The sequence below is a fragment of the Variovorax sp. LjRoot290 genome, assembly GCF_964253985.1.
Taxonomy (GTDB): domain Bacteria; phylum Pseudomonadota; class Gammaproteobacteria; order Burkholderiales; family Burkholderiaceae_C; genus Variovorax.
The window spans coordinates 4,363,619-4,378,332 of record NZ_CAXURW020000001.1; the positions used below are offsets into that span (position 1 = coordinate 4,363,619).

Here is a 14,714-nt window from a genome sequence, read left to right on the forward strand (position 1 = left end):
CGCGCGCTTCGGTATTCGCCTTGGGGGCGGCCCGGCGGCTCATGCTTGGCCCCGGCCCGCTCAGGCGGCCAGCTGGGCGTTGCGCAACCGGATGTGCAGCTCGCGCAGCTGCTTCTCGTCGACCGGGCTCGGCGCCTGCGTCAGCAGGTCCTGCGCGCGCTGGGTCTTGGGGAAGGCGATCACGTCGCGGATCGACTCCGCACCGCTCAGGAGCATCACCAGCCGGTCCAGGCCGATCGCGATGCCGCCGTGCGGCGGTGCGCCGTACTGCAGCGCGTCGAGCAGGAAGCCGAACTTGTTCTGGGCGTCCTCGGCACTGATCTTGAGCGCGCGGAACACCTTGCTCTGCACTTCCTCGCGGTGGATACGCACCGAGCCGCCGCCCATCTCGATGCCGTTGAGCACCATGTCGTAGGCCTTGGCGATGCACTTCTCGGGCGCGGTGTCCATGAGGTCTTCATGGCCGTCCTTGGGCGCGGTGAAGGGATGGTGCACGGCCGACCAGCGCTGGCCTTCCTCGTCGAACTCGAACATCGGGAAGTCGACGACCCAGAGCGGCGCCCAGCGGTCCTCGAACAGGCCGTTCTTGCGGCCGAAGGCGCTGTGGCCGATCTTCACGCGCAGCGCGCCGATGGCGTCGTTGACGATCTTTTCCTTGTCGGCGCCGAAGAACAGGATGTCGCCGTTGCGCGCACCGGTGCGCGCAATGATTTCCGCCAGCGAGGCATCGTTGAGGTTCTTGACGATCGGGCTCTGCAGGCCCTCGCGCCCCTGCGCCGCGTCGTTGACCTTGATGTAGGCCAAGCCCTTGGCGCCGTAGATCTTGACGAACTCGGTGTAGGCATCGATGTCGCCGCGCGACAGGCCGCCTTCGGCGCCGCCGCCGGGCACGCGCAGCGCCACCACGCGGCCGCCGGGGGTGCTGGCGGCCTGCGCGAAGACCTTGAACTCGACGTTGCGCATCACGTCGGTCAGTTCGGTGAACTCGAGCTTGACGCGCAGGTCGGGCTTGTCGGAGCCGTACTTGAACATCGCGTCCGCATAGCTCATGACCGGGAACGGCGGCAGCTCGACTGCGGCCGCCGCGCGAAACACCTTGCGGATCATGCCTTCGAACATCTCGCGAATCTCTTCCTCGGCCATGAACGAGGTTTCGATGTCGATCTGCGTGAACTCGGGCTGGCGGTCGGCGCGCAGGTCCTCGTCGCGGAAGCACTTGACGATCTGGTAGTAGCGGTCGTAGCCGGCCACCATCAGCAGCTGCTTGAAGAGCTGGGGCGACTGCGGCAGCGCGAAGAAGCAGCCGTCGTGCACGCGGCTCGGCACCAGGTAGTCGCGCGCGCCTTCGGGCGTGGACTTGCCGAGCATCGGCGTCTCGATGTCGATGAAGCCGTTGGCGTCGAGGAACTTGCGCACCTCCATCGTGACCTTGTAGCGCAGCATCATGTTGCGCTGCATCGCGGGGCGGCGCAGGTCCAGCACGCGGTGCGTGAGGCGGGTGGTTTCCGAGAGGTTGTCGTCGTCCAGCAGAAAGGGCGGCGTGACGGAAGGATTGAGCACCTTCATCTCCTGGCACAGCACTTCGACCTTGCCGCTCTTCAGGTTCTCGTTGACCGTGCCCTCGGGCCGCGCGCGAACCAGGCCGGTGACCTGTACGCAGAACTCGTTGCGCAGGCCCTCGGCCGTGGCAAAGGTGGCGGCGCGATCGGGATCGCACACCACCTGCACGTACCCTTCGCGGTCGCGCAGGTCGATGAAGATCACGCCGCCATGGTCGCGGCGGCGGTTGACCCACCCGCACAGGGTGACGGTTTGGCCCAGCAGGGCTTCGGTCACGAGACCGCTGTAGTGAGAACGCATGGCCATAGGTGGATTCCGGCGCCGACAGTGGCGCGTTTTATTTGATCGCGATGGTTGCGGGGCCGCCGGGAACGACCACGCCCATCGACACGATGTACTTGAGCGCGTCGTCCACGCTCATCTTGAGTTCGATGCAGTCGCTGCGCTTGAGCATCACGAAATAGCCGCCCGTCGGGTTGGGCGTGGTCGGCACGTAGACGCTGAGGTAGTCGCCGCCGCCGAGGTGCTCCACCACGTCGCTGCCGGGCGCACCGGTCACGAACGCGATGGTCCACACGCCTTCGCGCGGCCACTCGACAAGCACCGCGGTGCGGAACGCATTGCCGTTCTCGGAGAACAGCGTGTCCGACACCTGCTTGACGCTGGAGTAGATCGAGCGGACCACCGGAATGCGGCGCACCACGGCATCGCCCCATCCCAGCAGGCGCTTGCCGACGAAATTGCTGGCGATCGCGCCGACCGCCAGCAGGATCGCCAGCGTCAAGAGCACGCCCAGCCCGCGCACCCTGTGGTCGTTGAGCCACTTCTGCCAATCTTCCGGCAGCAGCCACAGCGTCTGGTCGAGCGTGCCGATGATCCAGTTCAGCACGCCCAGCGTGATGACCAGCGGCACGATGACCAGCAAGCCGGAAAGCACCCATTTGCGCAGCGCGAGCATGGCGTGTGCGGCTCGATCAGTCGTTCTTGGCCGCGGCAGCGGCAGGCGCCGGCGCCGGCGCGGGGGATGCGGCAGGCGCAGCGGACGGTGCCGGCGCGCCCGCAGTTTCGGCCGGCTTCGCGGCAGTTCCGTCGGCCGGCGCGCCCGCACCGTCAGCGCCCTTTTCAGCGCCCTTCTTGCCGCCGCCGTCGCGGAAATCGGTCACGTACCAGCCCGATCCCTTGAGCTGGAAGCCGGCGGCGGTGAGCTGCTTGCTGAACGCACCCACGCCGCAGCTCGGGCACTCGGTCAAGGGCGCATCGGACAATTTCTGCAGCACGTCCTTGGCAAAGCCGCAGGCGCTGCACTTGTAGGCGTAGATAGGCATGGGGTCGGGGGGCGGATGAGCGGCCGGCGGCCGCTCGCAAAGCTCTCGATTATAAGCGCCGCCCCACCCCGCTCAGGCGGGGTCGACGGCCAGCGGACGATGCGGCGTGCGGGTGTTGGAGACCCACTGTGGCGCCAGCGAGCCGGCGAACATGCCGGCGAAGGCCGCCAGCACACCGGCCAGTTGTGCCGGGAACTGCTCGCCCCAAGGCATGGCCAGGAACAGCAGCCAGACCCCGATGCCCAGCACGACCGCCGCAATGGCGCCCTGGGTCGTCGCGCGCTGCCAGTACAGGCCGCAGACCAGCGGCACGAAGGCGCCCACCAGCGGCACCTGGTAGGCGCCCGAGACCAGCTCGTAGATCGGCGTGCCCTGCATGCGGATCGCATAGGCGAGCACGGCGACGCTGAAGAGCAGCACCGTGATGCGCATCGTCATCAGGTTGGATTTGTCGCTGCCGGCCGGCCGGAACTGGCGCCAGATGTTCTCGGTGAAGGTCACGCTCGGCGCCAGCAGCGTGGCCGAGGCCGTCGACTTGATGGCCGACAGCAGCGCGCCGAAGAAGAACACCTGCATCACGAAGGGCATCTTCTCGAGCACCAGCATGGGCAGCACCTTTTGCGGGTCTTCCTTCAGCAGCGTCGCAGTCTGCTCCGGCATGATCAGGAGCGCGCTCGCCACCAGGAACATCGGCACGGCGGCGAACAGGATGTACGCGACGCCGCCGATCACGGGCCCGCGCGTCGAGGCCTTCACGCTGTTGGCCGACATGACGCGCTGAAACACGTCCTGCTGCGGGATCGAGCCGAGCATCATGGTGATCGCGGCGGCGAAGAAGAAGATGATGTCCTTGAAGTTCGGCTCCGGCCAGAACCGGAACAGGTCCTTGCTGGCGGCGAATGCGATCACCTTGTCGACGCCGCCGGCCATGTTGCCCGCGAACATCGCGATCACCGCCAGGCCCAGCACCAGGATGATCATCTGGATGAAATCGGTCACCGCCACCGACCACATGCCGCCGAACAGCGTGTAGGCCAGGATCGAGACCACGCCGATCACCATGCCGATCGGGATGCTGATGACGCCGCCCGACAGCAGGTTGAACACCAGCCCGAGCGCCGTGACCTGAGCCGACACCCAGCCGAGGTAGCTCAGCATGATGATCAGCGAGCAGGCGATCTCGATGGTGCGGCCGAAGCGCTCCCGGTAATAGTCGCTGATGGTGAGCAGCGTCATGCGGTACAGCTTGCCGGCGAAGAAGAGCCCGACCAGGATCAGGCAGGTGCCGGCGCCGAAAGGATCCTCGACCACGCCGTTCAGGCCCCCTTCGATGAACTTGGCCGGGATGCCGAGCACCGTTTCGGAGCCGAACCAGGTGGCGAAAGTGGTCGTCACGATCATGTAGAGCGGCAGATGGCGCCCGGCGATTGCGAAATCGGTGGTGTTCTTCACGCGCTTGGCCGCGTACAGGCCGACGGCGATCGTGAGCAGCAGGTAGATGATGACCAGGGTCAGCAGCACGACGAAATCTCCTTTCAGAAAAGACGCACGCGCACCAGCACCTGCATCGCGATCAACCCCAATACAAAACCTATGCCACCGTAGATGATGGACTGCAGGAGCCGGTTGGTCCGCTTTTGAGCGGCCAGCAGTTCCATCAGTTCGCGCCGGTGGTCGGCCGGCCGATTTTCGAGGAAATCGTGCAGAAGCCGAGGCAATTGGGGCAGCAGCTTGGCGTAGCGCGGCGCCTCGGCGCGCAGCTGCTCCAGCAGCTTGCGCGGGCCGATCTGGTCGCTCATCCACTTCTCGAGGAAAGGCTTGGCCGTGTGCCAGAGGTCGAGTTCGGGATCGAGTTGGCGGCCCAGGCCCTCGATGTTGAGCAGGGTCTTCTGCAGCAGCACCAGCTGCGGCTGGATCTCGACGTGGAAACGGCGCGAGGTCTGGAACAGGCGCATCAGGACCATGCCGAGCGAGATCTCCTTCAGCGGCCGGTCGAAGTAAGGCTCGCACACGGTGCGGATCGCGCCCTCGAGCTCGTCGATGCGCGTGCCTTCGGGAACCCAGCCGCTTTCGAGGTGCAGCTCGGCCACGCGCTTGTAGTCGCGCCTGAAGAAGGCGGCGAAGTTCTGCGCCAGGTACTCCTTGTCGGACTCGGTCAGCGTGCCGATGATGCCGAAGTCCAGCGAGATGTAGCGCCCGAAAGTGGCCGGGTCCAGGCTGACCTGGATGTTGCCCGGATGCATGTCGGCATGGAAGAAGCCGTCGCGAAACACCTGCGTGAAGAAGATGGTGACGCCGTCGCGCGCCAGCTTCGGGATGTCGACCCCGGCCGCCCGCAGGCGGTCGAGCTGGGCGATGGGCACGCCCTTCATGCGCTCCATCACGATCACCTCGGGATGGCAGAAGTCCCAGAGCATCTCGGGGATCATCACCAGTTCGAGCTTGCTCATGTTGCGCCGCAACTGGGCGGCGTTGGCGGCCTCGCGCACCAGGTCGAGCTCGTCGTGCAGGTACTTGTCGAACTCGGCCACCACCTCGCGCGGCTTGAGCCGCTTGGCATCGGTCGACAATCCCTCCACCCAGGCGGCCATCATGGCCATGAGTTCCAGGTCCTTCTCGATCACGCCGCGCATGCCGGGCCGCAGTACCTTGACCGCGACCTCGCGCACGGCGCCGCCGGGGTCGCGGATGGTCGCGAAATGCACCTGCGCGATCGACGCGCTGGCCACCGGCGTCTCGTCGAACTGCACGAAGATCTCGCCCACCGGCCGGCGGAAGGCGCGCTCGATGGTCGCGATCGCGACCTTCGAATCGAAGGGCGGCACGCGGTCCTGCAGCCAGGCCAGCTCGTCCGCGATGTCGGCAGGCAGCAGGTCGCGCCGCGTCGACAGCACCTGCCCGAACTTCACGAAGATCGGCCCCAGGCTCTCCAGTGCTTCGCGCAGGCGCTGGCCGCGCGGCGCGTCGAGATTGCGGCCGATCGAGACGACGCGCGCCACCACGCGCAGCCAGGGCTTTTGGAAGCTCGTGAGCACGAGCTCGTCGAGGCCGTAGCGCAGCGCGACCAGGACGATGACGATGCCGCGGTAGAAACGCCTCATTCGGGGCCTGCGGGCCCGGCGGCCTTGCCGCCGCGCTCACCGACGAACTGCCGCAGTGCCGCCACCACGCGCCGGGCGCCGGTGGCAATGGTGTGGGCGGGAACATCGCCGATCACGCGCGCCAAGTCATCCTCGACGTCCCAGCGCACGTGGTCGACCAGCCAGTTGACCTCGGCCGCCAGTTGCACGTCGCCTTCGATGCGCACCGGCGGCTTGTCGCCGCGGAACGCGGCCCGCGCGAGGCCGAACGGGGATTCCTCGGTCACCGCGAGCGTGAGCTCGGAGAGGGCGTCCTCGGGCGCCAGGTCGAGCAGGCCGGCCGGCGTGGCCACGAACTTCATCGTGACGAAGCGCCATTCGAACTGGACCACCCGCCCCTGCTGGCGCATCAGCCGCTGCTGGGCCTCGGGTTCCTGCTGCAGCACGTGGTTGAGAAACAGCACGGCGCGGTGCTGGACCTCGTGGACGACCCAATCGGGCGGCTGCAGGCGGCTGCCGACGCGGTTGACGAAGTCGTCGAGAAAAGAAAATGGGGACGATGGTGTGACCATGTCCCCATTATTCCTGAGCCGTCGGCCTCCCGGCCGCGGCGCTGCGTGCTTTTACTGCAGAGCTTGCACGCCGGCCACCAGCCAGCCGCTCGTGCCGCTGGTCGGCTTGGTCATGTTCCAGACTTCGCGGAAGGGGCTCGGGCCGGAGGACACGTCCTCGCGGATCATGCCGGAAAACTCGACGCTGGCCAGGTAGGCATCGGGCAGTTCCTCGATGCCCAGCAGCTTGGCATCCAGCATCACGACCTCGGTCTTGTTCGGCTGGCCGCCGGTGTGGTTCTCGCGCTCGGCCAGCTGCTGGCGGATCTCGCCGACCATGCCGTCGGTCATCATCGAACGCAGGGTGCCGATGTCGGCGCGGTCCCAGGCGTCCTGCAGGGTCACGAAGTTGCGCTTGGCAGCGGCGAGGAAACCGTCGACATCGAAGCCGGCCGGGATGCCCCAGGACTGCGAGCCGCCCAAGGCCGAACCGATCAGGCTGCCACCGGCCGCTGCCGCGCCCGCCATCGACGAACCGCCGGTGCTGCGCTCGGCCGGGTGATCGGGCTGCTGCGCCGGGCTGGCGTCGAAGGCCGCGGTGTTGCGCTCCCACGGACGGGCCGAGGCGTCGTTGCCGACGTTGTTCGGGCTGTACTGCGAAGGCGCCGTGGCGTCAGCGGGATGGCCTGCGCCCTGGAACGCGAAGCCGCCGCTGCGGGACGCGCCGTTGGCACGCGAACGCGCCGCGAAGATGCGCCACACGACCACGGCCGCGACCACCAGCAGGAGGATCAGCAGGATGTTGCCGAAGGCTGCGCCGAGGCCGAGCGAATGCGCAAGCCAGGCCAGGCCGAGGCCCGCGGCCAGGCCGCCGAGCATGCCGGCCCACGGACGCTTGGGCGCCGCCGCAGCGGGCGCGGCCGCGGCCGGCTTGGCCGCAGCGCTGTTCACGTTCTGTGCGGGGGCGCCGGGCGCGGCCGGCGCAGTGGGCGTTGCCTCGCGCTGCGTCACGTTGCCCGACTGCTTGCCGATCGACGTTCCGCCGCCCAGGCGGCGTGCGTCGGCGTCGATGCTCACAGCGGCCAGCGCGCACACCAGCAAAACGGACCAAAAACTCTTCATGACGTCTCCTCTTTCGGCAAAAAATTTCTTCATCAGCACTTGATTCCAACATGCAGGGCGACAACGCCACCGGTCATGTTGTGATAGTCCACATGTCCGAAACCGCCCTCTTTCATGAGGGTCTTGAGCTCCTCTTGCGAGGGATGCATCCGGATCGACTCGGCCAGGTAGCGATAGCTCGCATCGTCGCCCGCCACCACCTTGCCGAGCATCGGCAGCACCTTGAACGAATACCAGTCGTAGACCTTGGAAAGCGGCTTGGCGACCTTGGAGAACTCGAGCACCAGGAGCTTGCCGCGCGGCTTCAGCACGCGGTTCATTTCCTTCAGTGCGAGGTCCTTGTGCGTCATGTTGCGCAGGCCGAAGGCGACGCACACGACATCGAAGTGATCATCCGGGAAGGGCAGCTTCTCGGCATCGCACACCAGCGTGGGCAGCGCGACGCCGCCATCGAGCAGCCGGTCGCGGCCGGTGCGCAGCATGGCTTCGTTGATGTCCGTATGCACCACCTCGCCGCTTGCGCCCACCTTCTTCGCGAAGGCCAGTGCGAGGTCGCCCGTGCCGCCCGCGATGTCGAGCACCTTCGAGCCCTCGCCCACGTTGGCGACCATCACCGTGTAGGCCTTCCAGGCACGATGCAGGCCCGCCGACATCAGGTCGTTCATGAGGTCGTAGCGTGTTGCGACCGAGTCGAACACGCCGCGCACGCGCCGTGCCTTGTCGCTTTCCTCGACCGATTCGAAACCGAAATGGGTACTGCTCATGCACCCGATGTTAGGCCGGAAGCGTTCACATCAAGCCGACGACCCCGCAGGGACGGCGGTCATTCGTTGCTTTGGGCCAAAGAACGCGGCGCTCAGTGGCTGCCACAGGCGTGGCCGCCCTTCTCGGCCATCGGCGCATCGCGGTCGACGCCCGCAGCGGCCAGGCGCCGCTCGTACTCGGCCCAGAGTTCGTCCTGCTTGGCGCCGAGTTCGTACAGCAGGTCCCACGAGAAGATGCCGGTATCGTGGCCGTCGGAGAAGCTCGGTTGAACCGCGTAGTTGCCGACCGGCTGCAGGTCCAGCAGACCGACGTTGCGCTTGCCGGTCTGCAGCACTTCCTGGCCCGGCCCGTGTCCCTGCACCTCCGCCGAGGGCGAATAGATGCGCATCAGCTCGAAGGGGATGCGGAAGGTGGCACCGTCGGAAAAGCCCACTTCGAGCACGCGCGACTGGTTGTGCACGGTGATCGATTGCGGCGTCGGCGCGCCGGCTTGCAAACCTGCCATCAGAAACTCCTAGTCGCCAGGCGCTGGATCATCTCGCGTTCCAGCGATGGCAGTTTGACCTCGATCCCGGCCTCGCGTTCCGGATCGCGCTCGCGCTGCACTTCGGCCCAGACCGACCCCGGGAAACGCGGGTCCCAATCGAAGCGCGCGATCACGTGCCAGTGCAGGTGGGGAACCATGTTGCCCAGCGCCGCGAGGTTGATCTTGGCCGGCGCCAGGGCGTTGCGCAGGCTTTGCTCCACGGCGACCACCGCATCCATGCACAACGCGCGGTCTTCCGGCCCCAGATCGGACCACTCGGCCACGTGGTCTTTCCAGACGACGCGATAGAACGCGGGAAAGCCCGCTTCCGCCGCATGGACGACGCGAAACTTCGCAGCCTCGAAGACCAGACGTCCGCCAGGCTCGTCGCACAAAGGGCAGCCAGCCGCGCGCGTCATACCAGCACGCGTTCGATGCCGCCCTGATTGGCCGCGGCCACGTACTCGGGCATCCAGTCGTCGCCGAGGATCTTGTTCGCCATCTCGACCACGATGTAGTCGGCTTCGAGCAGGCCGTTGTTCAGGTCGTTGCCGTAGCGGCTCAGGCCCTGCAGGCAGCTCGGGCAGCTGGTGAGGATCTTGACGTTGGCCTTGGGCCCCACCATGCCGCTGTCGCGCAGCGCGGCCTCGCCCTTCTTCAGCTCCTCTTCCTTGCGGAAGCGGATCTGCGTCGAGATGTCCGGGCGCGTCACGCCCAGCGTGCCGGACTCGCCGCAGCAGCGGTCGTTCTTGAGCACGTTGTCGCCGACCAGCGCCTTGACGGTCTTCATCGGATCCTGCAGCTTCATCGGGCTGTGGCAGGGGTCGTGGTACAGGTAGCCGCCACCAGCGGCGTCACCTAGCGTGATGCCCTTCTCGAGCAGGTACTCGTGGATGTCGATGATCCTGCAGCCCGGGAAGATCTTGTCGAACTGATAGCCCTGCAGCTGGTCGTAGCAGGTGCCGCAGCTCACCACCACCGTCTTGATGTCGAGGTAGTTCAGCGTGTTGGCCACGCGGTGGAACAGCACGCGGTTGTCGGTGATCATCTTCTCCGCCTTGTCGTACTGGCCGCTGCCGCGCTGCGGGTAGCCGCAGCACAGATAGCCGGGCGGCAGCACGGTCTGCACGCCCGCATGCCACAGCATCGCCTGCGTGGCCAGGCCCACCTGCGAAAAGAGACGCTCCGAGCCGCAGCCCGGGAAATAGAACACGGCCTCGGTCTCGGAGGTGGTCGCCTTCGGGTTGCGGATGATCGGCACGTAGTCGGCATCCTCGATGTCCAGCAGCGCGCGCGCGGTCTGCTTGGGCAGCCCGCCCGGCATCTTCTTGTTGATGAAGTGGATCACCTGCTCCTTGACCGGCGCCGGGCCCAGCGTGGCCGGCGGGGCCGCGGTCTGCTTCTTCGCCAGGCCCCGCAGCAGGTCGTTGGCCAGGCGTTGGGCCTTGAAGCCGATATCGACCATGCCGGTGCGCATCATCTTGATGGTCTGCGGATTGGTGGCGTTGAGGAAGAACATCGCCGCCGCATTGCCGGGCCGGAAGGACTTCTGGCCCATCTTGCGCAGCAGGTTGCGCATGTTCATCGACACGTCGCCGAAGTCGATGTCGACCGGGCAAGGCGTCAGGCACTTGTGGCACACCGTGCAGTGGTCGGCCACGTCCTCAAACTCTTCCCAGTGCTTGATGCTGACGCCGCGCCGGGTCTGCTCCTCGTAGAGGAAAGCCTCCACCAGGAGCGAGGTCGCGAGGATCTTGTTGCGCGGCGAGTAGAGCAGGTTGGCGCGCGGCACGTGCGTCGCGCACACCGGCTTGCACTTGCCGCAGCGCAGGCAGTCCTTCACGCTGTCGGCAATGGCGCCGATGTCGCTCTGCTGCATGATCAGCGATTCGTGGCCCATGAGGCCGAAGCTGGGCGTGTAGGCGTTGGTCAAGTCGGCATGCAGCGGGCCGCCATCGCCGAGCACGGGACGCAGCAGCTTGCCCTTGTTGAAGCGCCCTTCCGGGTCGACCCGCTTCTTGTAGTCGGTGAAGGGCTGCAGCTCCGCGTCGGAAAGGAATTCGAGCTTGGTGATGCCGATGCCGTGCTCGCCCGAGATCACGCCGTCGAGGCTGCGTGCCAGCACCATGATGCGTGCCACCGCGGCATGCGCGGTCTGCAGCATCTCGTAGTTGTCGCTGTTGACCGGGATGTTGGTGTGCACGTTGCCGTCGCCCGCGTGCATGTGCAGCGCGATCCAGACGCGGCCCTTGAGCACGCGCTGGTGGATGGCATTGCACTCGGCCAGGATCGGCGCGAACTCGGCGCCGCTGAAGATGGCCGCAAGCGGCGCACGGATCTGCGTCTTCCAGCTCGCGCGCAGCGAGTGGTCCTGCAGCTGCGGGAACAGCGCTTCGATGTCATCGAGCCAGCCCTGCCACATCGCCCGCACCTCGCGCACCAGCGCCGCGGCCTGGGCGGCGCGGTCTTCCAGCAGCTCGGCCGACGCAATCTCGCTGGCATCGTCGCTTCTGCCCAGCGGCAGATTGCCGCGCACGAAGAAGGCTTCGAGCTCGTCGGCGAGCGCAAGCTTGTTCTGAAGCGAGAGCTCGATGTTGATGCGCTCGATGCCGTCGGTGTACTCGGCCATGCGCGGCAGCGGGATCACCACGTCCTCGTTGATCTTGAAGGCGTTGGTGTGTTTGCTGATGGCGGCCGTGCGCTTGCGGTCGAGCCAGAACTTCTTGCGCGCCTCGGGGCTGATCGCGATGAAGCCTTCGCCGCTGCGCGAGTTGGCGATGCGCACCACCTCGGAGGTCACGCGCGCGACCGCATCGGCATCGTCGCCGGCGATGTCACCGAACAGCACCATCTTCGGCAGGCCACCGTGCTTCTTGGACTTGGTCGCGTAGCCCACTGCCTTCAGGTAGCGGTCGTCCAGATGTTCGAGACCGGCCAGCAGCACCCCGGAGCGCTTCTGCTCCGCGAACATGAAATCCTTGATCTCGACGATGCTGGGCACCGCGTCCTTGGCATTGCCGAAGAACTCCAGGCAGACAGTGCGCGTGTGCGCCGGCATGCGATGCACCACCCAGCGCGCGCTGGTGATGAGGCCGTCGCAACCCTCCTTCTGGATGCCGGGCAGACCCGAGAGGAACTTGTCGGTCACGTCCTTGCCGAGGCCTTCCTTGCGGAAGGTCTTGCCGACGATCTCGAGCCGCTCGTTGCGCAGCTTGGTCTTCCCGTCGGCCGCGAAGTACTGCAGATCGAAGACCGCGCTGTCGGCGTCGTGGATCTTGCCGAGGTTGTGGCCGATGCGCGTGACTTCGAGCCACTCGGCCTCGGGCGTCACCATGCGCCAGGAGGCCAGGTTGTCGAGCGCGGTGCCCCAGAGCACCGCCTTCTTGCCGCCCGCGTTCATCGCGACGTTGCCGCCGACGCAGGAGGCTTCGGCCGAGGTGGGGTCGACCGCGAACACGAAGCCCGCGCGCTCGGCCGCATCGGCCACGCGCTGGGTGACCACGCCGGCTTCGGTCCAGACGGTGGGCACCGGCGCATCGAGCCCGGGCAGCGAGACCATTTCGACCTCGGTCATCGCCTCGAGCTTCTCGGTGTTGATGACGGCGCTGTTCCAGGTCAGCGGGATCGCGCCGCCGGTGTAGCCGGTGCCGCCGCCGCGCGGAATGATGGTGAGCCCCAGCTCGATGCAGCCCTTGACCAGCCCGGCCATCTCGACCTCGGTGTCGGGCGTGAGCACGACGAAGGGGTATTCGACCCGCCAGTCGGTCGCATCCGTCACGTGCGACACGCGCGAGAGGCCGTCGAACTTGATGTTGTCCTTGGCCGTGAGCCGGCCCAGCGCCCGCGTAGCCTTGCGCCGGAGCGCCGCCACATCGCGGAACATGGTGTCGAAGGCCTGCACCGCCTGGGCCACCAGCGCGGTCAGCTCGCCGACCAGCGCGTCGCGCTGCGCGGCCGCGTCCGGCGTGCGGCGCTTCTGCACCTCGGACAGGCGGTGGTTGAGCGCATCGACCAGCTGGCCGCGCCGGCGCGGGTTGTCCAGCAGATCGTCGACCAGGTAGGGATTGCGCTGCACCACCCAGATGTCGCCCAGCACCTCGTAGAGCATGCGCGCCGAACGACCGGTGCGGCGCTCGGCCCGGAGCGTCTGCAGCAGTTCCCAGCCGCGCTCGCCCAGGAGGCGGATCACGATCTCGCGATCGGAAAAACTCGTGTAGTTGTAAGGGATCTCACGCAATCGCGCGGGCTCTTCGGCCTGCGACAACAACGCCGTCAACGCGGTCGGAGCATTCATCGGGGAGTGGCCTCGGTCGGGCGCTGCGCGCCCATGAACCAGGGGCATGAATTTTAAGTCAGCCCCGCGCACCTTGCCCGGGAGTCTAGAAGAGGACCCGGCTGCGAATGGTGCCGGGCACCTTCGCCAGCTTTTCGAGCGCGAGATCGGAGTACGCGGCATCGATGTCGGTCACCACGTAGCCCACCTTCTCGTTGGTCTGCAGGAACTGCGAGGCGATGTTGATGTTGTTCTCGGCGAACACGCGGTTGATGTCGGACAGCACGCCCGGCACGTTGCGGTGGATGTGCAGCAGCCGGTGCTTGCCCGGGTGCGCCGGCAGCGCCACCTCGGGGAAGTTGACCGAGGAGGTCGAGGTGCCGTTGTCGCTGTACTTCACCAGTTTCTCGGCCACTTCGACGCCGATGTTGGCCTGCGCCTCCATCGTCGAGCCGCCGATGTGCGGCGTGAGGATCACGTTGTCCAGCCCGCGCAGCGGCGACTGGAATTCGTCCTTGTTGCTGCGCGGCTCGACCGGGAACACGTCGATCGCGGCGCCCAGCAGCTTCTTTTGCTTGAGCGATTCGGCCAGCGCATCGATCTCGACCACGGTGCCGCGCGAGGCGTTGATCAGGATCGCGCCCGGCTTCATGGCCGCGAGTTCGGCCGCGCCGATCATCCACTGCGTGGCCTGGGTCTCCGGAACGTGCAGGCTCACGATGTCGCTTTGCGCCAGCAGATCGTGCAGCTCGCGCACCTGGCGCGCGTTGCCCAGCGGCAGCTTGGTGACGACGTCGAAGAAAGCCACCTGCATGCCCAGCGCCTCGGCCAGCACCGACAGCTGCGCGCCGATGGAGCCGTAGCCCACGATGCCCAGCGTCTTGCCGCGGATCTCGAAGGCGTTCTCGGCCGACTTGAGCCAGCCGCCGCGATGCGCCACCGCACTCTTCTCGGGCACGCCGCGCAAGAGCAGGATGGCCTCGGCCAGTACCAGCTCGGCCACCGAGCGCGTGTTGGAGTAAGGCGCGTTGAAGACCGCCACGCCGTGCTCGCGCGCCGCATCCAGATCGACCTGGTTGGTGCCGATGCAGAAGGCGCCGACTGCGACCAGCTTCTGCGCAGCGGCAAACACCTCGGCCGTCAGCTGCGTGCGCGAGCGGATGCCCAGGAAGTGCACGTCGGCGACGCGGGCCTTGAGCTCCGCCTCCGGCAGCGCGCCGGCGAGCGTCTCGATGCTCGTGTAGCCCGCGGCCCGCAGCACCTCGACCGCCGAGGGGTGGATGCCTTCGAGCAGAAGGAACTTGATCTTGCTTTTGTCGAGGGAGGTCTTGCTCATGGAAGCCCCGGCGACGGGCTGAAAAATCGGAGGGCGATGCTAGCATGGTGCGGCGCAGCAAGCGGGGTGTGCGGCCATGCGCCAAAAGGGTTTCCCCGGTTGGACGAGCCCCCTCGCCGTGCGACAAATGTGACGCAGCCGTGTCATACGCGCCGCCTAGCATCCGCGCTTTTCTT

General features: G+C 66.8%; 12 protein-coding genes. All 12 read right to left on the reverse strand.

The features are described 5' to 3' along the window. Positions 1–60: 60 nt before the first annotated feature. On the reverse strand, positions 61–1,866 hold the full coding sequence (aspS, locus tag ACSQ9A_RS21720; RefSeq protein ID WP_093105823.1) for an aspartate--tRNA ligase: 1,806 nt from the start codon (positions 1,864–1,866) through the stop codon (positions 61–63). A 31-nt stretch (positions 1,867–1,897) separates the two neighbouring features. Next, positions 1,898–2,518, reverse strand: a complete 621-nt coding sequence (locus ACSQ9A_RS21725) for a DUF502 domain-containing protein (protein ID WP_093105821.1) — start codon at positions 2,516–2,518, stop codon at positions 1,898–1,900. Positions 2,519–2,534: 16 nt separating this feature from the next. Continuing rightward, the gene (locus ACSQ9A_RS21730; RefSeq protein WP_093105818.1) at positions 2,535–2,885 is read right to left on the reverse strand and encodes an FmdB family zinc ribbon protein; all 351 of its coding nucleotides are present in this window, start codon (positions 2,883–2,885) and stop codon (positions 2,535–2,537) included. Positions 2,886–2,957: 72 nt separating this feature from the next. Next, positions 2,958–4,406 carry a sodium:solute symporter family protein gene (locus ACSQ9A_RS21735; RefSeq protein ID WP_436305130.1) on the reverse strand — a complete coding sequence of 483 codons (1,449 nt, stop codon included), beginning with the start codon at positions 4,404–4,406 and terminating at the stop codon, positions 2,958–2,960. Between the two features lie 14 nt (positions 4,407–4,420). Further along, positions 4,421–5,986, reverse strand: coding sequence for a ubiquinone biosynthesis regulatory protein kinase UbiB (ubiB, locus tag ACSQ9A_RS21740; RefSeq protein ID WP_436305131.1), 1,566 nt, complete (start codon positions 5,984–5,986; stop codon positions 4,421–4,423). Further along, entirely contained in the window at positions 5,983–6,537 is a 555-nt protein-coding gene (locus ACSQ9A_RS21745) for a ubiquinone biosynthesis accessory factor UbiJ (RefSeq protein ID WP_093105810.1), read from the reverse strand. The genes ubiB and ACSQ9A_RS21745 overlap by 4 nt, the downstream gene beginning before the upstream one ends. 51 nt (positions 6,538–6,588) lie before the next feature. Beyond that, on the reverse strand, positions 6,589–7,638 hold the full coding sequence (locus ACSQ9A_RS21750) for a Tim44 domain-containing protein (protein ID WP_436305132.1): 1,050 nt from the start codon (positions 7,636–7,638) through the stop codon (positions 6,589–6,591). Between the two features lie 32 nt (positions 7,639–7,670). Further along, the gene (gene ubiE / locus ACSQ9A_RS21755) at positions 7,671–8,402 is read right to left on the reverse strand and encodes a bifunctional demethylmenaquinone methyltransferase/2-methoxy-6-polyprenyl-1,4-benzoquinol methylase UbiE (RefSeq protein ID WP_436305133.1); all 732 of its coding nucleotides are present in this window, start codon (positions 8,400–8,402) and stop codon (positions 7,671–7,673) included. 92 nt (positions 8,403–8,494) lie between these two features. After that, a complete protein-coding gene (locus ACSQ9A_RS21760; RefSeq protein WP_093105804.1) occupies positions 8,495–8,908 on the reverse strand; it encodes a gamma-butyrobetaine hydroxylase-like domain-containing protein in 414 nt (137 codons plus the stop codon). Continuing rightward, a complete protein-coding gene (locus ACSQ9A_RS21765; protein ID WP_436305134.1) occupies positions 8,908–9,348 on the reverse strand; it encodes an HIT family protein in 441 nt (146 codons plus the stop codon). The genes ACSQ9A_RS21760 and ACSQ9A_RS21765 overlap by 1 nt, the downstream gene beginning before the upstream one ends. After that, positions 9,345–13,223 carry a DUF3683 domain-containing protein gene (locus tag ACSQ9A_RS21770; protein WP_436305136.1) on the reverse strand — a complete coding sequence of 1,293 codons (3,879 nt, stop codon included), beginning with the start codon at positions 13,221–13,223 and terminating at the stop codon, positions 9,345–9,347. Before ACSQ9A_RS21770 ends, ACSQ9A_RS21765 begins: the two co-directional genes overlap by 4 nt. Positions 13,224–13,308: 85 nt before the next feature. After that, positions 13,309–14,538, reverse strand: coding sequence for a phosphoglycerate dehydrogenase (serA, locus tag ACSQ9A_RS21775; RefSeq protein WP_436305138.1), 1,230 nt, complete (start codon positions 14,536–14,538; stop codon positions 13,309–13,311). Positions 14,539–14,714 lie beyond the last annotated feature (176 nt).